This is a genomic window from Thermoplasma acidophilum DSM 1728 (assembly GCF_000195915.1).
Lineage (GTDB): Archaea > Thermoplasmatota > Thermoplasmata > Thermoplasmatales > Thermoplasmataceae > Thermoplasma > Thermoplasma acidophilum.
Map to the genome: position 1 here is coordinate 757,904 of NC_002578.1, position 24,394 is coordinate 782,297.

A 24,394-nucleotide genomic window follows, 5' to 3' on the forward strand; every position below is an offset into this window, starting at 1 on the left:
TTATCTAAAAGTGTCAACATAACAAATTGGGAATATATTAACTATAATATATGATTCATCGATAATGAATCGTATGCATATAAAATAATAAATTCAAGCAAACAATTTGAAACCTCGATTGAATCAATTTTGAGTGTTACTCCCTATTCATTTTATTATTTTAAATATTTTATTGAAGGCAGTAATATGGCCTATAGTGTAGAAATGATTGGATGGTACAGTTTAAATGGAACACAAATTGGTAATGTAAGCAGCAATGTTTCCTGAAACCCTTGGTAAGGCAATATAATAAGGTTGACGCAGGGCAGTTTTCTAGTTCAAGCACCTTTCGGTGCAAAGAAAGCTTATATACGGCTAGTCATAAACATAAACAATGGCACAACAACTGAAATTAAAAATATCTCCGTGGCCGACGTAATTACCAGTAGGATAGATAGATTGAACTATATATCTATCAAACCATATTATATAGAAATAAAAAATGTTCCTAAGGATGCACTTATAATATTAGATGAGAATTGCTTTAATAGATGGAAAATATCCGGCCCGTGGACTTCAAGCGAGCCATTTAATAATTATATGTACGTTGCCAACTCTTTTTTTATATGAAGGCAATCTTTCAAATGTGAGTATAATGCTTATGACTCAGAAGAATTATGATGATTTTCTTTTATCGCAATGCAGTATTTGGATAGCAATATTTTTATCAGTACCTATCATATACGTTATGGACAGGAGGATTCATCGATGAATAAGTTGAAGATATTATTTGTTCTCTTCACAAATATAAAAACAGGTGCGGGTACAGAAAAGTCCCTATATTATTATTTAAAATATGCAGACATTTCAAAATTTGATATCACAGTTTTACAAACAAATCTAATGCCCGGTGGCCAGAGATTAAGTGATTCTGATCTGGAAACAATAAAGAATAAGGCCAAATTCATAGAGATAAAGGACTATAGAGGTCTTTTAGGTTTCATTAGGAATAAATATCTTTCTTATCTTTTAAATTTATTTATATTACCCATGCTATTAAAAATTTGTAAGTATACAGTGTATCATAAAAAACTAAAACAATTGAAGGATAGCAATGTTATATATTTATTCAATAATGATTATTCGAATTTGTTTTCTCATAAGAGTGTCGTAATTGGAAGCAATCATTGTGCTTTTGATAACCTTGATTCATTCAGCCAAAAATTAATTGCAAGACTTCTCTCACTTCGTATTATATTGCCGTCTATTACTGCTTTTCATTTGTTTCCTCATAATGTAAGCTTTAAAGAGTATTTTGGGAATAAACCATTAATATTATTAAGCAATGGCGTAGACACAGATCTATATTATCCATCGCATAGCCAAAATTTAAAGACTAAAATACTCTTTGTTGGAAGACTAGAGGAAGTAAAAGGTATTTTAATGGCAATAAAAGTTTATAATAATATTAAAAAATGTTTCCTGTTGAATTTGTTATAGTTGGTTCGGGCAGCTTGGAATCTGAAGTTGATAAATTATGCGCCAGCGACACTAATGTTAAACATTTTAAACACGTTGCAGAAAATGATTTAGCCAATATTTATCGATCATGTGACATCTTTCTGTATCCGACGCAAGGTGATAGTTATGCTCTCGTAGTTTTAGAAGCTCTGTCATCTGGGTTAAAGGTTGTAACTACTGTTAACATATATCGTGTGTATAATGATTTTATAAGATTTAATGTAATAAAGTTTGCAGATTTTGATGAGAAATCTTTGACGCAGGCATTATTGGATATAAAAAACACGGTGATAAACAAGAATGAAATACATAACTATATTGAGAAAAATTATAGCTGGAAAAAAGTATCGGAGAATTTGTTTAATTTAATGTATAACTTAGCAGTAAAAAATTAAATCTATATTCTTGACGCATAAATATAGCCAACAGACATATTTGGATTGGATGCGTGTCTGTTATAATCAGATCTAGGTTTAGTATAACGAACCTTAAAACCACAGCGCCTAAGTTTATCCACTAAGTCATTATATCCATAATGATATTCTATCTGCATCTTAGAAAATTTCCTTAATATATCTTTAGAGGATGCCATTATTGCCTTGTATTCGCAATCCTTGCAATCTATCTTCAAATATGGATCAGCCAGATCATAGCGCAAAACTAAACTATTCAGGGTTATTTCATCTATATTATATCCATCTGGGCCCTCAACGACATTGTAAGCTTTGCTGACTTTCCTATCAACATTAATTATATATAATCATTTTTATATCCTAAAACGGCATTAATTGTAATTATCTCGTTTTGTAAATTATTTTTTCTATATTTTTGTTAAGTACTGAAAAATTAGAAGGATAAGGCTCAATAGCAATAGCCATTATTGCCCCGTTAACAACAAAATATATAGATGAATCACCGATATTCGTACCTATATCCAGTACTTTTAGGTCTTTGCGTCTGCTTAAAAACCGATATTCATTATATAAAAAGACTGCAAATGGATCGGAGGACTCCTTGCGATAATGAAACAAAATATTATATCCAACTAGCAGATAATTACTGATCACGTCGCCATATCCTTCAATGTTTACTTTAATACCTCTTCTATCTGTTGCCATAAACGGAAACACATATGCTTTAAGCTTTATGCCTGCTCTGATCCGATCTCTATAAGTTCTTTGACTATTTTAGCACCTTCGAATAGATGCCCGGCTCTATCTATTATATCCATTACATACGAATAATAATCGTGTTTATAATAACTTTTGAATTTCATAAAGACATGATAAAATTATAAAGCAAAATGAACCGGCTATAGGCTAAAAATTATATACAATATTCAGGCTAGAGGCTAAATAGACAATATTCTTATAAGCGTAATCGCAAATTGCTATAGTAGAAAAAATATATTGGAGAAGTCATAATATCCTTACTCAATCAGGACTTTAATAGAAGAAATTATGAGATAATTGTCGTTAAAGGATTTGATGACGAGAAGACGGATGAATTTCTTGACAGGAAAGAAATTATCAATGTCCTTGTGGATGGATCATACAATGGCGAGAGATTGGTTGAAGGCATTAGAATATCTTAAGGTCAATTGATCTGTTTTATGGACAATGACAATACATTTTCTCCTATAAAGCTTAGTAGAATATACGATCTCTATAACGCTATTCGTTTCGAATTCTATCATAATGCTTACGCGTCTAAACCAGAGGGCATTTTTATGCAGGCTGGTGATTATTTGTCTTTTAAGAACGATCATAAACCTAGAAAGCTACGCAAATTTCTAAAATACAATATTGAATATAAGTTAAGCATTAATTCTAGTTCCATATGCATTAAGAAAGATATTGTCGAGGATCATCTTGAGGAATTTAGGAGGGTAACTGTTGGTTAGGATGTATACCTATTCTACTTATATTTATCACATGCTCAAAATTTTATTTCTGATTACAGAAAGCATGGCAGCTATTCACATAATTCTCGATATCGCTCTGAATTTAGGAGAAGAGAACTTGTAAGAAATAGCGATGCAGATTGAGCGTGCAAACTATACTATGATATTGCAGAGCACAAATTTTTAAAAAAATCACAGGATATGAGGCTTTTAGTTATAAGATTCCGTTATATATCTGCGACTTCGATAGTTCACAATCGTTAAAAACAATAATGTTGCTATTATTCTTAGTAAATGCAAAAAGTTATTCGATTAAATTTAGATTTCATACTCTTGCTTGGGAATTCTGTCGAAGATATTTAGGAGCTATGCCTTTAATATATACTACTATTTAAGCCAAAGAGGTATGCTACGATCTAGTAGGCTGTCTTGTTTTTAGCGAATTATGATTTTCGTGATCTCCCTCCCCATTTCTCCTGTCATTATGTTAGATATGATCATGAGGTTGTAAGCGATTGTCTTTAATCCAACCGCTGTATCGTGATCTCTGTTTGCTAATGACAATTCTCGGAATCGATGTTTACTCAGCAGCAGTGATCATGTCTGAAATAAATGATATACACCGATTCAGCAGTAAAGAGAAACTAGCACCCTATGCTGGCCTTGTACCAAGGCAGAATCAATCGGGATCGAATGATCTCAGGGTCACATATCGAGGCATGATCCCTCCATGCTCAGGTTCGTGCTTGTGAACGCAGCACTCTTAGACGAATTCGAAGAGGATAAAGATAAAGTACCTTAAGCTTGTAAAGCGATTGGAAAAGAATCGTGCTATCGTTGCGATAGCTAGGATCCTAGCAGAAATCATATGGACGATGCTTTCAAGGCATATAGCTTTCTACGATGAGATAGACAGGCTGACGGAGAAGAAGATGGAGTCAATGCGCATAAGATCCCTTCGTCCTAACATATCGAAGAACGTGATCGATACCATAAAGCTCTAAGAATCATAATATTACATAAATGTTAGATAAACTTTTTTCATAGAAGACTCCCTAAACAAAAAAAATTAAAATCAATAAATCAAAAATTATAGCATTAAAGAAAAAGATTAAAGATAGGAAAGCGATTAAAGTTTAAGATAAAACAATGGTGAGAATTGAATGAATAATATTAGAAAGATATTTCCTATGATCTATGGATTGTTAAATTACGGATTATATTATTCTTTTTCATATTATGCAATGGAATTAATCTTTAGTGAACACTATAAGAAATGGAACTTTGTTCCTTTCAATTATTATGAATTTGGCACTGGGGAAGGTAATTCTTTAAAGGCATTCCTAAAAGCACTGAAACAAATCTCAAAACAGTTCAATGTTAACTTGGATAAATTTAACATATTTTTGTTTGATAGCTTCGAAGGTTTACCTGAATATAACGATCCAAGAAATGAAAATCCGGCTTGGCGAAAGGAACAGTTTAAAGGAACTGTTGAGCAAATCAAAAGTATTATAAAGAAGATTTTGCCTGAAATAGTATCGAATGTAAAATTTATAAAAGGATATTACGAAGACACGTTGACTGCTGAATTAAGAAATTCTCTAATTGATTATCCCCCTTCTATCGTTAATATAGATGTGGATTACTATCAATCTGCGAAGACCGTCCTAGAATGGATTTACAATCTCGCTCAAGATGGAACGATTTTTTATTTTGATGATATTTGGGAATATCTGGGAAATTTATCAAAGGGAGAATACAGGGCCATAGATGAATTCAATAAGAAACATTTAAAGGATGGATTTCAATTATATCAATTTTACAATTTTGGTATTCCTAATTTTACTGGAAAAATATTCACATTCAATAGAATTGATGAATAATTAATTTTAAAATTGTATCTTTAATGACATTATTATTAAATACATAAGATACAATGACAACAAGTTTGATTATGATGATGGAATAGTTCTTAGGAAACATATAATTGCTAATAGAATACGATATATGGGCAAGGAATTTAACAATCTTAACAAGGCATCTATATTAGGTATATATGAAGATTCATACCTTGAATATGAGAATTAAGGGCATTCTATAATTGGATTCTATCATTGAAGTCCAAAGACGTTAAGGATAGCAGGATATCACGGCATGCCCTCTACAAAATCAAAACAAAGATAAGGAGTGGAATGCATATGAACCCAAACGTCAGGATCGTTAAAATTCTGTTAACTGTAGAAAGTTAGCAAATCTATAGACACAAAAGATTAAAAAATTAGCTTCCAAATATCCAATGTTAGACATATAAAATATTGGCAAATTTTAACATTTGAACAACCTTGCGTTTGACCAAAATAGTCTAATAGACCAGACTTTAAGGTAAATTTAGATTATTAATATATTCAATAATATGCTTCTCATTAAAATCACAACTTTTTTTGACGTCTTATTTATATCTCCGTGAGTGTCGTGAGTATGATTCTCTTTTGAACTCTGATGGTGCCGCCAGTGGAATCTTCGATGAGATAAATAATGGAATACCATGGTGATCTGATTCCTATTCTAAGGAAACTAGTTAAGTACGGATAACGCATTAACTTGAATGGAATGGAGGTAAAAAATATTTCTAGAATTAGTCTTAGTCGATATAATAAGAAAATAGGATATATATGCAAAACTCTTGAAGTCATCTGGTGAATGATAACGTTATTATCACCGATTGGATATAGTTTGTCGCTGTATAACTATCGTTATACGGCATGATTATGGTCATGAATCGATTGCAGGCCCGTTATGTTCCAGATAGATCGGATAAACAAATCAGAGTACGCGCCAGGTTATCCGCGTGAAAACTATAAGGCGTCCCAGGCCAGCGCTGGCCATGGTATACTGATCGAAGATACAGGCCATACCGCAGCGAAATGACGGCCTGAATCCGCATTGAAGTGGCTAGAGGTGCGCGCTTCTATACTTCCGGCTTTACGTCTTGCTGTCAATAATATCGCTATTATATAGCTATAATAACGAGACAATTGATATCTTGTATTGCAACATGGCTTATCAGTCATCATCATATATGATCTGCTCTTATGCATTTTATCCATGTAAAATTTATAATTGATTTAAGGGGACATCGACTGAGTTATGGATATTTTATCTCTATTCAGTTAGCGATGGTGTAAAAGAGCCAATTATGATTTCGCCGGCTTTCGTCATGGAACTATGGGCATGTTTTGCACATCGCTATACGATGAAGCCATTTAAGCCTGATCTGAAATGAATCGTTTGGAGTACGTTTGAAATGACATGCAGGAATTCCATCATACCCTGTATAGGGCTAAAGAGATGGTCTAAATGGTTTCTGCTGGATAAGTATTCTGCTGAAACTAGATCAAAGGCTGAGCGATCGTATGCCTCGTTCAGGCTTTGAGAGAGGTACCGCATGGACCAGGGCCGGCGCTTCGTCCCATAAGACCTCATAAAAATCCATATAACTATGAAATATACTATTTAAATGGTCACGAAAAGCGATTTACTGCTTTCTTTTATCTATTCGTGTGGAAGATCAAAGAAGAATAACGAACCGATACCATCAGTAACGCATTTACAGGAAGAAATTTTCCTTCTCTTCAGAAGTGCTTCGTTTTCTGATATGATGGATAGTTATCATTTTGAGCCCCGCTGGTACGGGCCATTTTCAATGGATCTTTCTAGAGACCTTACCGATTTCAAGTCTAGAGGTTTAATCTCATTTGATGAACTGAGACTCACAGACAAGGGGTTCAAAATTGCGGCTTCAATATGGAACAGCTTAGATGACTTTGAAAGGCAGCAGATATGTGAAGTCAAGGCCAAGTACAATCATATGAGCTTACCAGAATTGATTGATACAGCATATTCAATGTACCCGAAATTCATCAAGAAGTCTGTCATCGATAAGGAAGCGGCGGATAAGTACTTCTCTGATTTTCTCGAAGAAAATAAGATAAGCGAAGAGGACGTTATTTCCGCTGTCAACCTGGCAAAGAAGGCAATGAGACATTGAATGCAGCCAGTAACAAAATTTTTGGAATGAATCTGAGGATAGTAATAGGAAGTGCCCGAATATTCTGTATGATTTCCGTGGTTGATTTCTCCCTCTAAATCAGTATTGATATATGTCAGATCTTATATCGTCTATATCGGTATTAAAGATATTCAGTATGGCATTTTCCAGCATTGCAATAATGTGCGAATAACCGGAAGACAACGATGACGTATATGGGCGCATAAATGCACATCAAGTCTGCAGGATTATTTTATGGTACGCACAGAGCCAATCAGGCCTGTAACGGCCTCCAACAGGAAAAGCAGCTTTTCAGGCACCATGACACACACCAAATAATTTGCAAACCCTTAAATAAAATGTATGGTTATTTAAACAATGGCCGAAGCGCCGCGCCGAAAAATAAAGCTTATCGTTATCATTGTAGCTCTCATCCTGATAGCTGCATTTGCAATATGGTACATTCATTCGACTGCTGACAGATACGGTGTCAATCCCGGCGGTCCGGTCAGAGGCCTCAATGTAACGAGTGCATACCTTGAAGGCTATGATTTCGTCTTTTCAAACGGAAGTCGGATCATAATAAGCAGTCCGAACATGAGCATGAACATCGCAATTCATCCGTTCATCGCCAGAGATGGATCGGATTTTACAGATACGGTCGTATATGCGGAGCTGAGCGTAATAAATAACAGCGTCCAGAAATCGGTGGTTCTGAAGGATGTCTGCTCAAACGGATCAATGACGTACATCTTCAGCCCAGAGGGAAATACAGTGGAGATTGCATATGTGATATCATATGTTGACGGTATGTACATTTTATTCAACTTCTCACTCGGGATGGCGCACTACATACAGGCTGGCGGTTTCTCGTACCACTACAATCTCACCAGCCCTTATTACGGCAATTACACGATAGTGCCTGTCTTCTGGCCGCCGCAGGTCTCATACTATTCCGATCAGAATATCCCCGGAGTCATCTCCTTCAATCAGCTGCCACTGAATGATATCTGCTATGAAGAGATCTCCATAACACCCGGCGGTGACTACCTGGAATTCATGACAGGGCCGTACAATGCCCAGCCAAACAGTTATTATTCCTATAACGCGTTTTCTCTGGAGGTGGAGTGATGATCCTCATGGCGGCGGTGGCTCGAAGATGAACAGGAGGATCATCGCAATAGTTACGGTCGCGATCGTTTTATCGGCGGGTGCGGTTCTTGCATTGCACTTCATTCCGATGCATGGCCAGAAGGCCGAACCCTCAAGGGCCCCATATGAATTCACTCCACGCACATTGAAAGCAGGGAATATCACCGTGGGAATAGGCGGTCGAGGATTTTTCAGCATTAAGCAGAACAACACCAGGGTAGTGTCCGTCGGCTTTTACCTGAATAACGAATACATAAACATAACAAGCGATGTCCTGTCGCTGGCAGGATCTGGAACGCAGGCCACGGAGGCCATAGGTATGCCCGGCGTGCAGCTTGATATACGATATGAACTGGATCCGAATAAGCTGATTTGCGCATTCACCCTGAACAACACAGGCAATTCCCCACTGCCGCTGGATATGATATTCAGCGTGAACACTTACAATTTGACCGATGTAACAATATTCAGTGGATCTCCGCATTCCTCAACAAATCTTACTCTTGTCCCGCAGACATTCGGATTCATAGAGACGTATCAAATACACAATGCGCCCATCTACGATTCTTACTGGGGCAACGGAACGAATATAAATGTCGACTGGTACAGTATGGAGGGGATGCTCAATGACGCAGCATTCACATTCACGGGAACTCCGTTCAACAGCACGGAGATGACGCTCGAATTCTCAGGAGTAGTTGAACCTGCAGGCTTTTCACTGAATGTGGGCCAGATATCGATGTCATTCTGACCTCAAATATTCATGAAGCCTGTTATCGCAATCAGACGGAACGCATGTATGTCATGGATTGTTCAATATTCAATTCCTATAAAATCGATACAATGTATACTTTATATTGACAAAGCCGGTATTGGCATAAATTTAAATACCACACTAACGGACTCTCGCCATAGTGATTTCAGATCAGAGCACGGATTTTGCGCCATTTCCTGAAGATTTCTGCTTCATGCCTGGATTCTGCATTGAAGTATCGATCTGAAAGCTAATTTAATCGGAAGGTATATGCATGATCATGATCCACATCAAGGCAATTCATGACCTCACCGTTCCGCTGGAGACCTATATGCCGATCTGGCCCACCAATCCTCTTCTTGAAATAAAACCGGTCGGAACGGTTGCCAGGGATGGCTATAAGATCGAAACAATAAGCGGATCGACTCATTCCGGTACGCACATCGACGCACCGGCACACATGCTCGAAAACGGTATCACGATCGACCAGATCGATCCTATCCGGTTCATAGGTACGGGATACTGCATAAAGACGATACCGGATGGAAACTTCGTGCGCTCAACGCACCTCATTGAGAAATGGAAGGAGGAATACGATGGTTCCATAATCCTGATAGAAACGGGCTGGTACAAGAAGCGCGGATTCACAAGGGAATTCCAGTACGAGTTTCCAGGCCTGACGGAGGATGCGGCCGAGTTCCTGATAGAGAGGAATGTGAAGCTCGTCGGCATAGATACGCTGGGAATAGAGCCGTACCAGGATTCAGATTTCCATGTTCACAAGAAGCTCCTGTCAAAGGGAATACCGTTCATAGAGGATCTTTACGGGCTGGATGATCTCGAGGAGGGGAAGCCGTACCTCGTGGTTGCACTGCCACTGAAGATGAAGGGAGCCAGCGGTTCCATGGCGAGGGTTATGGCGCTGGAGATGGACTGAGCAATCGTTCATTCAGTGCACTTCACAGGATCCGATCTATCCATCGGACCTGGAAAGAAATTCCTCCATGATCCTGTTCGGATATAGGGCCATTGCGGTACATCGGATATTGGAATATGGTGGTATCATCTATCTTCTTTACGGCCATGCTGCCCTGGTCTACCAGAATGCCGGAATCCGATCGCATCTTCTTCAGGGCCCTTGAAAAGTCGGAAATATCATAGTTTCCGCTCTTGACCTCGATTGGAATCCTCACGCCGCCATGATCAAGGACGAAGTCGATCTCCGTGTTCCCTGCCCTGAAATAGTAACCCGGAGAAAGAATTGCGGCCATCGCGTTTTCCATGAGTTTTCCAGCATCGTATGCATCCTGCGGGGCAAGCATGGCGAGATAAAAGGCAGGTGTATACGGGTATACCTTCTTCAATTTTCTGGATGCGGCCTCCACGCCGGGCCTGTAATTGGAAACTGTCCGTATGAGGAAGGCATACTCCATGTACGAGATGAAGTTCGAGATCGTTATGCGATTTCTGCCAAATGACGAGGATATCTTATCCAGGTTAAGGATCACGCCGGGATTCATCAGGATCGTTTCCATCAGCCTCCTCATGAGATCCATGTCCCGGATGCCGAATTCCTGCGGGATATCCCTGGTCACTATGCGGTCTATAACTATGCTCCGCACATAGCTTCTTATTTTGTATGGATCGTTTTCCCAGACCAGCTCTGGGAATCCGCCCTTTTCGATGTACTCCATGAGCATGGGGCTGAGGATATCCCTCGCATAGGCTACCTTCTCGTACGGGACTTCGTGGCCTTTCAACTTGCAGAATTCGCTGAAGGACAGCGGTTCAATTTTCACAAGCACAATTCTTCCTGCAAGCGTCTCAGATGATCCTTTAAGTACATTGAGTGAGGACGATCCTGACAGAACGAATTTGATGTTCGGATAGAGATCGTAAAATATCTTGATCCTGTTCTCCCAGTCCTCTGCCTTCTGTACCTCATCCAGAAACATGTATATGCGGGGGGCTTCGGTGATGGGCTTCTTCAACACCGTTTCCGCATAAAGGCTGATCATCTCATCAATATCACCTGATGATTCATCGAACGAGAAGTAGAGGATCCTTTCAGGTTCCGTACCATCCTTCAAAAGATCGCTTATGATCTGGTACATGATCGTTGTCTTTCCAACGCGCCTCAGGCCGTAGAAGAGAACGATGCTTCTGTCATCGATCAGACGCTTCAAGGCTGGATAATCCATGCGCCTGAATCTGCCTGTGAGATCCGATCTGACGGTGCCGGTGATCCACCATTCATTGAATCGATACAGCATTCTTTCATTCATTTGTAATATATACTATACGAATATTTCAATTATTCGTATAGTTAATAAAACTAATAGCCGGACGACGATGGATCTGCAAAGTCATAGCAATAACCTGGGGCGGAAAAATAATGTTCAGTATGAAGCCGCTCCGAACAAGAACGAAATATGCAAGTGACCCAATGCGGATATCGGTTTGCGGATAGTATCGAATGATAAGCGGAGGCTGCCGCCTGAATCATCATCTTGGAAGCAGTCTTATGGCCTTTTCCGAACAGACGATAACGCAGTCTCCACACACATGGCACATATCAATGTGAGACGTTCTGGCCATGCGATTTCCATGGGCTCTTGCCTCTATCCTTCCAATGAAGCTGAGTTCTGAAATCTCCTCAGCCGTCCTGATTCCTAATTCAAACACCTCATAGGGGCATGTTGAAACGCACTCGCCCTTATCTTCGCATTTCTCCGGATCGACTGACGGAAACACACCGACAAGCCCTGACTTGCAGTGTGTGATCTCTCTAGTAGTTACCTGAAGCCATGCTTCTACTCATCAGCAATGTCCGGGCTGTCAATGAATATGAAGCCAAAGCTTTTTCCCGATTAAAAGTGCAGGAATCCGTGCATGTAAAGCCCCCATGCTTTTCGGAGGCGTTCTTTACAGCGATTCGTCCTGATCTGAGACCCATAGGAGATCCGAAGCATGCGTATAGGAAATTATGATGAAGATGATCGCCGAGGATCCGAAGGCCATGGCATGGACGAAGGAATCGATCCCGGGTCTTATCGAGTAAAAGGCCTTTATATCCAGGGCCATGAAGACAAAGGTCAGGAGGAATATCAGCGCAAGAGAAGCAATGGAAAGTATGTTTCTGGCATGTCCGACCGGGCCTTGATCTGGGGACGAATCATTGTGCCTCAGCTGACCCATTGCGACCAGGATATAAAATATGATATCGAGAAGGGCCATTGAAGCGGCTGAACCCATAAGTCCGTAGACCACACCTGACTGCCCATAGCTGGACGCGGCCGGATCCGTAAAGAAGAAGAGGGCAAGATCGAGGAGGTTCGCTATGATCGATCCGAGAACGGAGGCCAGCAGAGCAACAGCGGTGCGCTTTATCCTGAGCTCCCTTGCGTGCGATATGTTTGCAGCGGAGAATAGGATCGCGAAGATCAAAAAATACTCCACATTGCCGGAGCCGTCGTAGATGAAGATGGAGGTCAAGAAGCCCCATGGCGTTCTCACGGAGTTGAATAGCCTATCCGCACCAGGATAAGAGGAGATCAGATAGCCCAACAGAAAGAAAAACAGCGCAAATAGGAACAACAGAGATTCAGATATTATCCATTTTCCCTTAAATCCATTCATGGATCGGCTTTGAAAAAATAAAAGGATTTACTGCGAGGCCCTGCGTAGATCGTCTCTTGCGAGTAGCAGGAGTATGCCAGCGATGATGCCATTGAATATGAGGGCAAGGACGCCAAGACCCACGGTGTCCTCCTCGAAGGCAGACCTTGCATCCCCGGCCATTATGTATTTCCTTATCTTCAGTATCCTGCTGAGGATGTATACGCTGATGCTTATCAAGATAAGAAGGAGTGGGATTATGAAAGCCAAAGTCGGTGGAAATACAAATACTGTGCCAGTTCCCGAAGGGCCTGCAACTGTGACTGCATTAGCAGCTGCCAGGAGAATGACAATTAAGCCCAAGAAAAATCCTATGAGTCCTATTATCGAAAACACCTCGGCTATCAGGATCATGGTAGGGGCGGAACCCATGTCACCGGATCCCTCTTTCGCAAGATCGGAGTATGATATTATTTCGCCGTTGCTGTCGAGGGAAAGAGAGAAACGCTTTTCCTCGTTGTTAAATATGAAGGAGCATCTTGCATTCCAGTAGCCATTGCTGAGCCTGTTCACGGAAAATACGTTAACTGATTCCTCTGATACGCCGTAGTTCATAAGTGCCCATTCTTTGACCTTCTTCACTATATACTGAGAGTTGATATCAGCCAATTCTTACAACCATAACAATATCTTCTTTGTATTATTTAAATATTATTCTTAAAAATTATGAAGACCGTTTGCTTGGCAATTTAGCCTTCATAAAGAGGAAAATAAAGCATAAGGATCCCTAGCAAATCTTCTCCTATGCTATGTAGGAAGCATCTCTGGTGGCAAAGCGGTCAACAATCTTCAACGGAGCGCCATACCTTGGCTGCGCATAATATAGCTGCGGAAATACTTCCCATAGATCCCTGGAGCTGATCTTCGTTGCCATGTGTTCGCCGCCAAGAACAGCCTCAAGTATTGTATGAGTCAGACGCCTTGCCGCGATTTCATCTGTATATCCAAGCGAATGAAGGTATTCATGCATCAGCACGACGATGACATAATTCTGTATCGCCTCCCTGTCGTTAAGTCTCTGTTCCAAGGCCCTTATAAGGGCACCGTTCATCACTATGTAGTTTCCACCGACCTGCCAGAAGGCAGCCACCTTTGGATCGAACTCACCGATGGCCAGTCCGATTCCCGCCCTCTCCTTTTTCAATACGGTTTTCACATATCCCTTGATCTGCGAAAAGATTGCATCGTAATCCACATCCATGCCGGTATCGGTGATCTGCCTTGCCCTCATTGCCGGATTGAACCTCTCGTTCTTTTCGTCACTGTAGAAAAATTTCATAACTAAATATTTGAAATGTGGATAAATACATGATGTGAGAAGATAAAGTACAAATCACGGAGTTCATGCAAAATTTCAGCCTGATTGTGAAAAATAGGCCATCCAGGCGAAGGTCATTCATACGATATATCCGATGATCTGATTACTTTGCCGAACTCACCGTCAATCGACGCGATGTTAACCAAATGTACAGTTTCTGCCGGTATCACCCTGCCCCATGGATCACTGCGATCGAATGTGGCGCACGCATCCTCCACGAGGTACGCTTCAAAGCCCATATTTCCAGCCATTCTGACAGTCGTGCTCACGCAGTGATCAGTTGTGAGTCCGACCACGAATATCCTTCGCAGGTCGAGCCGCCTGAGGATGACATCAAGGTCGGTGCCTATGAAAGCACTGTTAACACGCTTTGTTATAACAATTTCTCCCTCGGCCGGAAGAGCCTGATCCTTGAATTCGAATGATTGCATCCCCGGCCTGAATGGGGATCTCTCGTCGTACGAAAAATGTCGCACATGTATTATTTTAAGGCCATGATCCCTGAATTCCCTGATGAGATCAGCTGTCCTGTATTCCGCATTTGGATTGTTGCGGTGTCCAAGGCCAGGATCATCCCATGCCTTCTGTACATCGATTACCAATAGGGCGCTCCGCTTATCGGTAGCCACTTTTTTATCCATGAAGCATCATTCGATCTCTGTATTATATTTTTCACCTCCAGCGGAAGGAAGTATGTCGCCCGTGATCACAGCGATCATCATGAGCCTCGTTCCGGCAGTGGATTTCCGGAAATTCCAGACCGGACAATGCAGGAAAGGCCATGGGCGGATAATGTGTGCGTGCGGATACCGGATCGGACAGTGAATGCTGCCAGAAAAAAGCCGAAAGCTCGGAAATAGCGGGCATGCACGTTTATAGAAATTCGATGAAAATTTGCAACAAAACCCCTGCCATTAAGGCAAACTGAAAGAAGAATCGACGGACAATGCTGATCATTCTGGGAGGACGGTTCGGATGACCATCGATTCATGGAATCCTTAAATAGACTTCAGAACTCATTTCCTGTGTTGCATTTTAAAAATCACCATCCCCAGACTCCGTATTGCAGATATAAGATCTTTAACAGACCGCGGATGAAATCTTTACCGGAATGCAGATCAGATTCCGGAGTACCTGGAATCACGACGCCGAAACAGCGTATTATTTGCCGGATAGCTTTGATATGATTGACACGTATTTGCGGTAGAATTCCAGACCCTTATCGGTTATCTCCACGATCACCCGCGGGGAACTGAAAATGGAAACCTTTCTGGTCTTGAGGTATCCGGCATCCTCAAGCCTATAGACATGATTGGATATGCTGCTCTTGCCGCAGCCGGTGAGCTTCATAAGATCTGACATCCTCATCTTTCCGTTCATGGCCAGTGCAACCACTATCATGATCCTGGTGGACGAATCCATGGGATCGCGGGTGAATTCGTAAAATATGGATCTGATCAGCGAGTCATCCACATGCATCTCTTTCCCATCAGTCACCGGAGATCACCGTTTCCCCAGCTGCGGATATTATGAAATAAGCCCCTGTGAACAGCCACAGTGCAACAGTAACTGCCAGAAGGATGATACCGACGTAGTAAAACCAGGCAGGGAGTATACGGAAGTCGGAGATGTAAGAGACGAGAAGCAGGGCCATGAATGCGGAGAACGGCGCCACTGGCAGGCGCCTGGTACGGATCATAGATCTCCTGCTGTTGGCGAACATGGCAACGTCAGCATAGGCCACCGCCAAAAAATTGAACGTGGAAGAGATCAGCATGAAAGAAGTGCTGTATCTGTACGGGAATGATATGATCTGCACGGCCGCATCCAGGATTAGCAGCACAACGACGGCCCTTGCGCCCATGAACCGGATGCGCAATCTGAGGTTTTCCGGTGCGATCTCCAACGTGCGGGTGGTTTTCACGTATATCTTGCGCCATAGCAGTATCGATACGATCGCCATGAAGAAATCCAGCACTGAAAAGACGAACATGGCTGCCGGAACGCTTGGAAACAGCGAACTGGCCAAGGAGGATGAGAAGGAAAAGAAGAGTATGAGAACACCGATGTTGATGTAGAAGATTCCCCATATCCTCTCAAGAACATGGTCCTGAAATTCCAGGAGATGGCTGTTGATGATCCGTATCTCCTCATTGATCTTTTCGCTGTCCTCTGACATATTCCACCATTCTGATGAAGGCCGTTCTCAGATCTGACTGTGATCTGCTGCATGATATCAGTGAAACCCCATCTCTGAAGGCTAGATCACGCAGATACCCGCAAGGATCTGTACTGCCCGAAAATGCAATGCTGATCCTGTTGGGTACATCCTCCATCCTGACATCCATAACGCCCTGCATGCGTTTAATGGTTTCCATCAGTTTCCCGTCTATTCTGCTGAATTCCGCAACAACCTCAACAGATCCTGCACTGGCATACAGATCTTTAATACTCCCGTCAAAGATCACATGCCCGGAATCCATCACCGTTACGGAATCAGATATTGTCTCTATGTCGCGGAGCTGATGGCTTGATATAAGAATCGATTTTCCCCTGTCACGCAGCGATCTGATAATGCCGAACAGTTCCTCCACCGCAGAAACATCCAGGCCGGCTGTCGGCTCATCCATGATGATAACGTCCGGATCGGACAGCAGTGCGATCACTATGTCCAGCTTCTGGAGCATACCCCGGCTCAGGCTCGATACGCGCTTCTTCATGTGTTCCTCCAACCCGAGAATGCTGACTATGGGCATCGCCCGTCCAACGGCCTCCGCTTTACCGAGGCCCATCATGCGGCCATAGGATACTATGCAGTCATGTACGGTGAATACCTTGGGAAATGCCGGCAGTTCAGGGACATAGCCTATGTGCTTCTTCAGATCCTTGGAATTCCATGGGTACGTAGTGCCCCTGAATGATATCTCAATGCTGTCAGGTTCAAGCAGACCCGTTATGCATTTCATTGTCGTGCTCTTTCCTGCACCGTTATTACCCAAAAGCGCGTGTATGCTACCGTATCGTATTTTGATCGATGCATTTCTGACACCAGATCCACCAGGATAGATCTTACTGAGATTCCTGACCTCCAGGAGATTGCCATTTTCCATTCAGAGATCACCCCTCCTGAATACGATATAACCAAGCATCAGAAACAGAGATAGCTCTGCGATCGATGACGCGAGAATAGACGCTACATAAAGCGACGCTGGAACCTCGTATGTTTTGAAAGAACCGAGAACCTGCATGGTCAGCGATATGCTTCCTCCATGATCCAGAAACATCAGGAAGCCTGCGGGCAGAACCTCTGAAAAATTGATGTACGGCATTGCATCGATGATGAGGCTGAAGCCATGCCTGAATACGATGAAGAAATAGGCAATGTCGGAAAATATCCAGGCAGCAAACAGTGCAGTGAAGGTAAGCGATGAATTCTTTATGGCTGAACCGAACATGAAGCTTATCGCGGCGTACGATGTGAGGCTCAACACATAGCCCAGGATGAAATATGGCAGCCAGCTGAAGTCGCTCTGGATGCCTGACACGGCTGTATTAATTGAGATCGATAACACGATGGTGATCAGCGACAGGATCGTGAACATGGCGATCTTCTCGATGACCTTCCCAAAGTAGATCTCCCATCTGTTGATCGGAAGCGAGTAGAGTCTCGATATGGTTCCGTTTTCGAACTCCCCGGCGATCGAATCCACTGATAGCAGCCCGCCCGTTATGAGGCCAAAGAGGCCTGCAACTATGGTGTCGAATTCCTCCGCTACCGTGTACATCCAGTCCCATGCTTCTGGTCTGTAGGTGAAGAACGTTCCGTTGGCATATTTTGGAATCAAAAGCGAAAAGCAGACGGCGAAGAATACCACCATTCCGAAAACGGCCATTGCTTTCTTCTTCCTCAGATCCAGATTCAGTTCGTATCTAATTACAGAATAGAGTCCATTCATCGGAACAAATAACGTGCGTATCGATAATAAGCCGCTGCTGCGTACAAAAATTGTACCTTACATCGATCAGACCAAGTTCCGTCCTGATGAAAAATGATGCGACGGGTATACAGAATTACAATTTGAGGATGATCAGAACCAGCACTATCACGGGCACCGTGAGTAACGCGCCCAGTATAACCAGCGACACAGGATGGCCAAAATTCATTGTGTATCCCACGCCAAAGCGCTTGGGCACGAGAATCCTGCCGTCGTTCCTGTTGACATAGAGAATGCCTGCCTTCCAGTACCTGTCGTCATCCTTCATTTCTCCGATATGCCTTACATCATCCGACGCTTTATAATCTACCCTGACATGAATTCTGCTTCCCATCTGGCCTGTTCCGGCAAACAGTGCAAGTGCGGCCACCGCTGTGAGAATTGCAGGCAGGGCTACAACCGTTATATCGTATGATTTCAGGATGCCCCATTCCGTGAAAGCGGAAAGCATGAACGTAGAGTTGATGAATGCCGTGACCAGAAGCAAGAATTTCACGGTCCTGGATCTGAAGATCCTTGCCCTGCTGACCGGATCGTCAACGGCATAGTCAAGCCTGAAGCTGGTCCGCCATATGGCCACCGCCAGAACGACCAGCAAGACGGTGATTATGCCGGAAAGAACCGGCAGGAGGAATACGGTGAAGGGCGATTTCGCCGAATACTGATTGGGAGCACCGGATATACCGTAATGGGTTGCAAACATGGCCGGTATGTGCGGATAATAAACGATGCCAACCGAGAATATGGCAATGATCAGAATCAGGCCCGGAAGTGAATATAACCATGGGAAGGATCCCAGGGTCCCTGAGGCCACCATGGCTGATACGGGCCGATCACCTGAAATGGGCCACAATTCTTTTTTCATGGCCGCAACGCGCAGGTGCATCGGCAGATATATAAGGAAGGCGACTGCGATCACGGTAGGCGTTGAGATGATAACAGGATACACCGTGAATCGCAGTGCATAGGATACGATGATGGCTGATGCGGTTACAGCGATTACAGATAACGTATAAATGCGCTTCATCGCAGTCAGCCTTGAGCTATTCAGCATTCCAGGAGGGATTCTTACACCGAACACTATGGATCTTTCCGTCATATATGGGATCAGGGATACAGTCAGGCCTGCTATAGCAGTTATCAGAAATTCCACGATGTAGAATTGAGCGAACGCGGAGATCAATGTGCATCTTCCCCATTGAAGAATTTTCTGGTCATATTGTATATCTCATCATATGATATGCCCAGCGCAGCCGCCTTTATGACGGACTCGTGCAGATCTTCAAGAACACGTTTCCTTTTCTCATCATCCGGCTTTCTCGGTGAAACTATGTACTTTTTTCTGTTCATTAGTGTGATGAACCCTTCCTGCCTGAGCATCTCGTATGCCTCGTTGACCGTGTGATAATTTACGTCGAGTAAACCAGCTAGCACACGGAGCGATGGCAGCCTATCACCTGGCAGAAGCCTGCCGGTGGCTATCGCCCCCACTATCTGCGAGTATATCTGGCGGTATAGGGGCGTCTGGCTGTTCGGATCTATGGTTATTATCAGGTCTCCTAGCACATGTTCTATAAGATATAGAACAATTTAAGGGTTTCCCTGTTAACTCATCACCTACGATATCTATCCAGGATACCGGCAACGTGCCTTCCTGTTTCCTGATCCTCAAAGAAGATGTCAATGCCCCGTATTCCTCGCGTCATCAGCGTGTAATAGCGGTTTTTTATTAGCCTCATCGCAATTTCAGGGCTCTTTCTTGCCATGGATTTGAGTGAGAATCTGTTTCCTATAGTATCCGTGATCACCCCTGCATCTATCATCCAGCCATTCCTCCATATGAGATCGCGACCCCATACAAGCCCGATATAATCTGCCTCGAATCCCTGCGCTCCGTAAACTGATGCACAGTACCTGAGCGGATCCAGCTCGCCTCTCCAGTACCTGGGGTACTCGGTTTTCTCGTTCATCAGCCAGTAGATGTCAAGACCGGTATCCCTGTAAACATCGAGGCTTGATGGAAGCGGGTATCCTATGCGTCTGTTCTGGTCGCTGGTGGGGTTTTCCCTGTCGCCTCTGGATTCCGTGAAGGCGCAAAGCAGTCCCATCTTGTATCCATTATTCCTCTTCCGCTTAAGATCCCCCATGAAATCCATCACATCATCGAAAAGATTGACCTCATAATTGAGGGTCTTTGGGGCATCTTCATCCCACAGTATGTGTCGAACAAGTTGCAGATAATCCCTGGAGAGCCTGAACGTTCCGGAAAGATTCATCTCCGTAACGTTTTTACAGTATTGCCTGAAGTTTTCCAGCGTTCCAGCTTCGTCCCCAATCAGAATCTGCGAATCATCGAAAAAATACACCTTTACTTTCGATCTCTTCTGCGTTGTCTGTATAACATCAGACGTCATCCTCTGCGCTTCATCGTAGATTATCAGGTCCATGTCGCTGTACTTCGAAACATCGAATTTCGGCTCACCTATTCCGGTGCCCCTTCCGGTTGAGAAGTACTGGATCATTGATCCTATCATAACGCCTCCTGCATTGAGGTCGAGGACCTGTCGCATGGTGTTCAGAAGCCTGTTGTTCCTGTATGCCAATAATGCATGATACCCATTCCTAACCGCATCAAGGAGGAGTTCCAGGGCAACCAGTGTCTTTCCTGATCCACTCTCACCGCGTATCAGAAATGTCCTGTCTTCGCCCCTTTCAACGGATTCAAACACCCTGTGCATTATCAGGGCCTGTTCTTCGCTGAGACCGTACCCCCTCGAAACAAGTGTTGAGGCAGCATCTGACAATATGTCCTGCCTGTACTTTATGATGAGATCTATGAGATCATCGCTTATGGTGAATCTCCCGCTGATGATTGGCTCGAGATCTTCCTGCTTCCCAGGTTCTCCTATTTTCCTTATCTGCTGCCTGAGTTCATCGACACTGTGTGCTATCTGGCAGGAATCAGACGTATACGTGCTATTGTTGTACATGTAAAGTATACCTCTATAATTGATCACGGATCCTGATGTGTGAAAGAACCTCATCTTTGAAATATAGTTGTTTAGCTGATAGCACGGATCTATGTGATAGGCCCCATCGGCAAGAACGACCATTTTGCTGATTCTTCCAATGTCTTTCCATCCCTTGGCCTCGATGATCAGCGCATTCCTGGTATCTACAACGATGATATCGGCGCGTTCGAGGCCGAACACCGGTGTTTCGGCAAGCAGTGGATAATCAAGTCCCATACTGAAGATATTCTTTCCGAGGAACGACCAGGTGCTCTTCTCCTCAGGCGAAGGATATTCTCCATACTGATCCCTGATTGCCCGGACAAGATCCTCTATCATATCGTCGGGCTGGCTGTAATGATTTATGATGATGGGTAGGCCCATGGAAACTTAACATCTTGTCCGGATAAAAATTTTGCAGGTTATCTCTATCTATTTGAAATCGTCAACGCATCTTCGCTTTCATTTATGATTGAGCACTCTGCAGAAAAACCCAAAAAAACGCCGTTCGATATATCGGGGATGAATTAGGTGCCCTCATGAAAATGCCTCCTGTTTGACGATAAGGAGGCAAAATATAGCGTATTCTTATATTTGATAATAAAGCGCGGGTTTCAGCGGCATGATGTCTCAAAACACTGCAGATCCGATCTACGCTTACGAGGAACGCTGTAATTATGGCTGGCTATCATATGCGCCTTCTGTTCGGCATTCGCGCTCGATCTACTGCTGCGCGTTTATTTGCAGATAGAACACCGGGCAAGGATGCATAAACGAATAAAAATTTAGAAGGTCATCGAGATCCATAAATGCTCGGCAGGTCAAATTCCATCCCTGCTGATCACATAGCCCACTATTCCCGCAATCAGTACCAGTATGGCACCCGCAAAGAATCCACTGTCGAATATAAAGGCCAGGAATGCAAGAATAGTGATGATGAACCATGATCTGGTCTTCAATCTATTTGCCATATTACCATTGGTTTCTCGAATGACCATGGTTCCTATTAAGAGTCCTATGACGCTCAGAATCAACGATATGAAGATAAAGCCCGAACCGCCTGTGTGGATAGGATTCACAACGAACGCACCCAATGAGAAAATGCGATAGGCCAGGGCCGTTATGAGCGCAACAACGGCATTAACAAGGATCAGAACGCCCCCGATGATCGAGATAATGATCATGATCGTGGTGATCGGCCTTATCAGTGTACTCTGTTTGTTCTGAAGCATGCCAATGTCATAATATGTATGTATATTTTTCTTTCCGAAAGGATAACCTGGCGCCAAAACTTCAGTAGCCACCCCTTATTATCCCATGTGTTTTTGCCTCAATTTCTGAAACTATGAATGGTCATATGCCAGTGATCGAAGATGGCCATCTCTTTTTCCTGAACTGTGTTCTACCTGGGGACTTTTTAATGGTCCAGATATGGATATATTCAGCGTATGCTATGGAAGTGCATCTAGGAAAATGTATTGATCAGAAATATAGATGGCATCGATGGCAGGGGTGGCATAAGAATATTCACTTTACAGGAATATAGCGGTTAAACATCGCTGCATTTTGATCTGAGCCCGACCAGAATGTACCGCCACACTGCGTTCCTCTTCTGATCCTTAGGCTCCATGGCAAACTCAGGCTCGTACATGCTCGATATCTTTGACATGTCCGCTCTGAATGGGTCCACGAAAATGGAAGCGACATTTTTCCTGATGAAGCCATCGGCGTTGATGAAGTAGCTGCCGCATTTCAGCACGTTCCAAACGTTCCTGTAGACGCTGAAGCGCTGTCTACCGGTATTGTGAAAGACAAGGTTGGATACAGCAAGGTCAAACTTATCTTCTATATTGAACGGCTTCGTTATGTCCGCCTCCACGACGGTGACCCTGTCCAGAACATCCGCCAACCTGAGGTTCTCAATGAGCCTTTCTCTGGAGTTATCCTTGAGTGATCCCATGGAAAAGGTATCTATGGCCGTTATACGCGAATTCTTGAAATAATCGGCGCAGAGGATGGTGAGAAAACCCAGGCCGCAGCCAACATCTATGATGTTCATGTCCGCATCTTGATCTATTCCGATCTTTCCGAAGGCCTCGGTGAACATTATCCTGGCCATATACCGCAATCTTTCAGATTCCTCCCGGGATGAATGATGGTATACGCCGAAGTCCGGATCAGCCATACATAAGCCTAAGTTCATAAGAGATAATACATTTTCCTTTCAGAAAATTTCAGCGGTATTCTTTAGTTAGGACATCAGATTTTTCCCGTGCACAGATCCCGCTATAAAAATGATGGATATTCGCTATGTTCCTCACTGCCTTACCATGAGCTTTGCAGCAAGCTGGAACAGCGAGATCGAGTGTATCCATACCCTGCCAGGACCGCGCATGTGTGCGAAGAAAAGGCCCTCCCCCTCCAAGCCGCCCAGTATCATGGTGCGGAGGCCGCCTATCCTCTCCACGTTGTACTGCACGGTATCGTCGAAGGCGAGAACATGGCTCAGCTCGACGCTGATCTCATCGCCCGCACCGAGATCCCTCTCTATGACCTGCCCGTGGCCGTGAAGGAATATGGAACCTGTGCCGGAAAAGTGCTCAAGGAAGAGACCCTCGCCTCCGAGCAGGCCCTGCCAAATCCCAGCAAATTTGGTGGAGTACTGTATTCCTGAATCCATGCAGAGAAAGGCGTTGAACTCGGCGATTATGCCGCCACCCCTGAGATCTATCCTGTGAATCTTTCCCGGAAGAAAACCTGCGGACGCAACCTCACCTGGCCCATCCACCTTCAGCAGGAATACGGCGGATCCGCCCAGCATGTGCGAGATCATTCCCTTCAGCCCGCCTGCCCTTACATCCAGCCTGGATTGCCGATCCTTGTAAATCAGATGCCCTGGCTCGACGTATACCGATTCCCCGGATCCGAGAACAGCCCTGAGGTACTGCACGTCTGTGCCCTGTATTTCGTAATCGACCATAAAATAGCATGTAAAATTATTATTAAATTTTATCTTAAAAAATTGTAATCAG

Annotated in this window: 27 protein-coding genes; 10 read left to right on the forward strand and 17 right to left on the reverse strand. The window is 43.2% G+C overall.

What is annotated here, in order from left to right:
• Positions 1-747 precede the first annotated feature (747 nt).
• Both TA_RS03675 and TA_RS03680 read left to right on the forward strand, forming a co-directional pair.
• Entirely contained in the window at positions 748-1,479 is a 732-nt protein-coding gene (locus tag TA_RS03675) for a glycosyltransferase family protein (RefSeq protein ID WP_156778496.1), read from the forward strand.
• Positions 1,455-1,895, forward strand: a complete 441-nt coding sequence (locus tag TA_RS03680) for a glycosyltransferase (RefSeq protein WP_048161738.1) — start codon at positions 1,455-1,457, stop codon at positions 1,893-1,895. Before TA_RS03675 ends, TA_RS03680 begins: the two co-directional genes overlap by 25 nt.
• Before the next feature lie 399 nt (positions 1,896-2,294).
• On the opposite strand, the gene TA_RS03685 is transcribed toward TA_RS03680, so the two are convergent.
• A complete protein-coding gene (locus tag TA_RS03685; protein WP_048161740.1) occupies positions 2,295-2,618 on the reverse strand; it encodes a class I SAM-dependent methyltransferase in 324 nt (107 codons plus the stop codon).
• A gap of 1,384 nt (positions 2,619-4,002) precedes the next feature.
• Between TA_RS03685 and TA_RS08425 the strand changes: the two genes are divergently transcribed.
• The 8 genes from TA_RS08425 to TA_RS03720 all read left to right on the forward strand — a co-directional run bounded on the left by TA_RS08425 (position 4,003) and on the right by TA_RS03720 (position 10,297).
• Complete coding sequence (locus TA_RS08425; protein WP_394295371.1) at positions 4,003-4,155, forward strand: transposase; 153 nt, start codon at positions 4,003-4,005, stop codon at positions 4,153-4,155.
• A 63-nt stretch (positions 4,156-4,218) separates the two neighbouring features.
• Positions 4,219-4,407 (forward strand): hypothetical protein, encoded by a 189-nt coding sequence (locus TA_RS03695; protein ID WP_010901136.1) that lies wholly within the window; start codon positions 4,219-4,221, stop codon positions 4,405-4,407.
• 159 nt (positions 4,408-4,566) lie between these two features.
• The gene (locus tag TA_RS03700) at positions 4,567-5,289 is read left to right on the forward strand and encodes a TylF/MycF/NovP-related O-methyltransferase (RefSeq protein WP_010901137.1); all 723 of its coding nucleotides are present in this window, start codon (positions 4,567-4,569) and stop codon (positions 5,287-5,289) included.
• A 913-nt stretch (positions 5,290-6,202) separates the two neighbouring features.
• Positions 6,203-6,334, forward strand: a complete 132-nt coding sequence (locus tag TA_RS08350) for a hypothetical protein (RefSeq protein WP_277770789.1) — start codon at positions 6,203-6,205, stop codon at positions 6,332-6,334.
• A gap of 589 nt (positions 6,335-6,923) precedes the next feature.
• Positions 6,924-7,454 carry a hypothetical protein gene (locus tag TA_RS03705; protein ID WP_010901138.1) on the forward strand — a complete coding sequence of 177 codons (531 nt, stop codon included), beginning with the start codon at positions 6,924-6,926 and terminating at the stop codon, positions 7,452-7,454.
• 378 nt (positions 7,455-7,832) lie between these two features.
• Positions 7,833-8,585: a hypothetical protein gene (locus TA_RS03710; RefSeq protein ID WP_010901139.1), complete on the forward strand. Its 753-nt coding sequence runs from the start codon at positions 7,833-7,835 to the stop codon at positions 8,583-8,585.
• A gap of 28 nt (positions 8,586-8,613) precedes the next feature.
• Positions 8,614-9,357: a hypothetical protein gene (locus TA_RS03715; protein ID WP_048161745.1), complete on the forward strand. Its 744-nt coding sequence runs from the start codon at positions 8,614-8,616 to the stop codon at positions 9,355-9,357.
• Positions 9,358-9,640: 283 nt separating this feature from the next.
• Entirely contained in the window at positions 9,641-10,297 is a 657-nt protein-coding gene (locus TA_RS03720) for a cyclase family protein (protein WP_156778497.1), read from the forward strand.
• 22 nt (positions 10,298-10,319) lie between these two features.
• On the opposite strand, the gene TA_RS03725 is transcribed toward TA_RS03720, so the two are convergent.
• From TA_RS03725 to TA_RS03805, 16 genes are all read right to left on the reverse strand, one after another.
• Entirely contained in the window at positions 10,320-11,645 is a 1,326-nt protein-coding gene (locus TA_RS03725; protein ID WP_010901142.1) for an ATP-binding protein, read from the reverse strand.
• Positions 11,646-11,865: 220 nt separating this feature from the next.
• Entirely contained in the window at positions 11,866-12,114 is a 249-nt protein-coding gene (locus TA_RS03730; protein ID WP_010901143.1) for an ATP-binding protein, read from the reverse strand.
• A 171-nt stretch (positions 12,115-12,285) separates the two neighbouring features.
• The gene (locus tag TA_RS03735; protein WP_048161749.1) at positions 12,286-12,999 is read right to left on the reverse strand and encodes a rhomboid family intramembrane serine protease; all 714 of its coding nucleotides are present in this window, start codon (positions 12,997-12,999) and stop codon (positions 12,286-12,288) included.
• 27 nt (positions 13,000-13,026) lie between these two features.
• On the reverse strand, positions 13,027-13,647 hold the full coding sequence (locus tag TA_RS03740) for a hypothetical protein (RefSeq protein WP_010901145.1): 621 nt from the start codon (positions 13,645-13,647) through the stop codon (positions 13,027-13,029).
• A gap of 133 nt (positions 13,648-13,780) precedes the next feature.
• Entirely contained in the window at positions 13,781-14,317 is a 537-nt protein-coding gene (locus TA_RS03745) for a hypothetical protein (RefSeq protein ID WP_010901146.1), read from the reverse strand.
• A gap of 113 nt (positions 14,318-14,430) precedes the next feature.
• A complete protein-coding gene (locus TA_RS03750; protein WP_010901147.1) occupies positions 14,431-14,997 on the reverse strand; it encodes a cysteine hydrolase family protein in 567 nt (188 codons plus the stop codon).
• Between the two features lie 520 nt (positions 14,998-15,517).
• A complete protein-coding gene (locus TA_RS03755; RefSeq protein WP_010901148.1) occupies positions 15,518-15,853 on the reverse strand; it encodes a MarR family winged helix-turn-helix transcriptional regulator in 336 nt (111 codons plus the stop codon).
• Positions 15,846-16,535 carry a hypothetical protein gene (locus TA_RS03760; protein WP_048161751.1) on the reverse strand — a complete coding sequence of 230 codons (690 nt, stop codon included), beginning with the start codon at positions 16,533-16,535 and terminating at the stop codon, positions 15,846-15,848. Before TA_RS03760 ends, TA_RS03755 begins: the two co-directional genes overlap by 8 nt.
• Positions 16,507-17,466, reverse strand: a complete 960-nt coding sequence (locus TA_RS03765; RefSeq protein WP_010901149.1) for an ABC transporter ATP-binding protein — start codon at positions 17,464-17,466, stop codon at positions 16,507-16,509. The genes TA_RS03760 and TA_RS03765 overlap by 29 nt, the downstream gene beginning before the upstream one ends.
• Positions 17,467-18,312 carry an ABC transporter permease gene (locus TA_RS03770; RefSeq protein ID WP_010901150.1) on the reverse strand — a complete coding sequence of 282 codons (846 nt, stop codon included), beginning with the start codon at positions 18,310-18,312 and terminating at the stop codon, positions 17,467-17,469.
• Between the two features lie 115 nt (positions 18,313-18,427).
• Positions 18,428-19,504, reverse strand: coding sequence for a DUF1648 domain-containing protein (locus tag TA_RS03775; RefSeq protein WP_156778498.1), 1,077 nt, complete (start codon positions 19,502-19,504; stop codon positions 18,428-18,430).
• Between the two features lie 26 nt (positions 19,505-19,530).
• Positions 19,531-19,917, reverse strand: coding sequence for a GntR family transcriptional regulator (locus TA_RS03780; protein ID WP_052295723.1), 387 nt, complete (start codon positions 19,915-19,917; stop codon positions 19,531-19,533).
• 47 nt (positions 19,918-19,964) lie between these two features.
• The gene (locus TA_RS03785) at positions 19,965-21,746 is read right to left on the reverse strand and encodes a DNA/RNA helicase domain-containing protein (protein ID WP_010901153.1); all 1,782 of its coding nucleotides are present in this window, start codon (positions 21,744-21,746) and stop codon (positions 19,965-19,967) included.
• A 437-nt stretch (positions 21,747-22,183) separates the two neighbouring features.
• Positions 22,184-22,594: a hypothetical protein gene (locus tag TA_RS03790; RefSeq protein WP_156778499.1), complete on the reverse strand. Its 411-nt coding sequence runs from the start codon at positions 22,592-22,594 to the stop codon at positions 22,184-22,186.
• A gap of 317 nt (positions 22,595-22,911) precedes the next feature.
• The gene (locus TA_RS03800) at positions 22,912-23,547 is read right to left on the reverse strand and encodes a class I SAM-dependent methyltransferase (protein ID WP_156778500.1); all 636 of its coding nucleotides are present in this window, start codon (positions 23,545-23,547) and stop codon (positions 22,912-22,914) included.
• A gap of 132 nt (positions 23,548-23,679) precedes the next feature.
• Entirely contained in the window at positions 23,680-24,342 is a 663-nt protein-coding gene (locus tag TA_RS03805) for a TIGR00266 family protein (protein WP_010901155.1), read from the reverse strand.
• Positions 24,343-24,394 lie beyond the last annotated feature (52 nt).

Bases quoted from the DNA above. Each gene is read 5' to 3' on its own strand.
- TA_RS03725 (WP_010901142.1), bottom strand. From the start codon at position 11,645: ATGAATGAAAGAATGCTGTATCGATTCAATGAATGGTGGATCACCGGC.
- TA_RS03675 (WP_156778496.1), top strand. From the start codon at position 748: ATGAATAAGTTGAAGATATTATTTGTTCTCTTCACAAATATAAAAACA.
- TA_RS03705 (WP_010901138.1), top strand. From the start codon at position 6,924: ATGGTCACGAAAAGCGATTTACTGCTTTCTTTTATCTATTCGTGTGGA.
- TA_RS03710 (WP_010901139.1), top strand. From the start codon at position 7,833: ATGGCCGAAGCGCCGCGCCGAAAAATAAAGCTTATCGTTATCATTGTA.
- TA_RS03785 (WP_010901153.1), bottom strand. From the start codon at position 21,746: ATGGGCCTACCCATCATCATAAATCATTACAGCCAGCCCGACGATATG.
- TA_RS03720 (WP_156778497.1), top strand. From the start codon at position 9,641: ATGATCCACATCAAGGCAATTCATGACCTCACCGTTCCGCTGGAGACC.
- TA_RS03715 (WP_048161745.1), top strand. From the start codon at position 8,614: ATGAACAGGAGGATCATCGCAATAGTTACGGTCGCGATCGTTTTATCG.
- TA_RS03700 (WP_010901137.1), top strand. From the start codon at position 4,567: ATGAATAATATTAGAAAGATATTTCCTATGATCTATGGATTGTTAAAT.
- TA_RS03805 (WP_010901155.1), bottom strand. From the start codon at position 24,342: ATGGTCGATTACGAAATACAGGGCACAGACGTGCAGTACCTCAGGGCT.
- TA_RS03765 (WP_010901149.1), bottom strand. From the start codon at position 17,466: ATGGAAAATGGCAATCTCCTGGAGGTCAGGAATCTCAGTAAGATCTAT.
- TA_RS03735 (WP_048161749.1), bottom strand. From the start codon at position 12,999: ATGAATGGATTTAAGGGAAAATGGATAATATCTGAATCTCTGTTGTTC.
- TA_RS03800 (WP_156778500.1), bottom strand. From the start codon at position 23,547: ATGGCTGATCCGGACTTCGGCGTATACCATCATTCATCCCGGGAGGAA.
- TA_RS03760 (WP_048161751.1), bottom strand. From the start codon at position 16,535: ATGTCAGAGGACAGCGAAAAGATCAATGAGGAGATACGGATCATCAAC.
- TA_RS03680 (WP_048161738.1), top strand. From the start codon at position 1,455: ATGTTTCCTGTTGAATTTGTTATAGTTGGTTCGGGCAGCTTGGAATCT.
- TA_RS08350 (WP_277770789.1), top strand. From the start codon at position 6,203: ATGTTCCAGATAGATCGGATAAACAAATCAGAGTACGCGCCAGGTTAT.
- TA_RS08425 (WP_394295371.1), top strand. From the start codon at position 4,003: ATGTCTGAAATAAATGATATACACCGATTCAGCAGTAAAGAGAAACTA.
- TA_RS03770 (WP_010901150.1), bottom strand. From the start codon at position 18,312: ATGAATGGACTCTATTCTGTAATTAGATACGAACTGAATCTGGATCTG.
- TA_RS03750 (WP_010901147.1), bottom strand. From the start codon at position 14,997: ATGGATAAAAAAGTGGCTACCGATAAGCGGAGCGCCCTATTGGTAATC.
- TA_RS03790 (WP_156778499.1), bottom strand. From the start codon at position 22,594: ATGCTTCAGAACAAACAGAGTACACTGATAAGGCCGATCACCACGATC.
- TA_RS03685 (WP_048161740.1), bottom strand. From the start codon at position 2,618: ATGGCAACAGATAGAAGAGGTATTAAAGTAAACATTGAAGGATATGGC.
- TA_RS03745 (WP_010901146.1), bottom strand. From the start codon at position 14,317: ATGAAATTTTTCTACAGTGACGAAAAGAACGAGAGGTTCAATCCGGCA.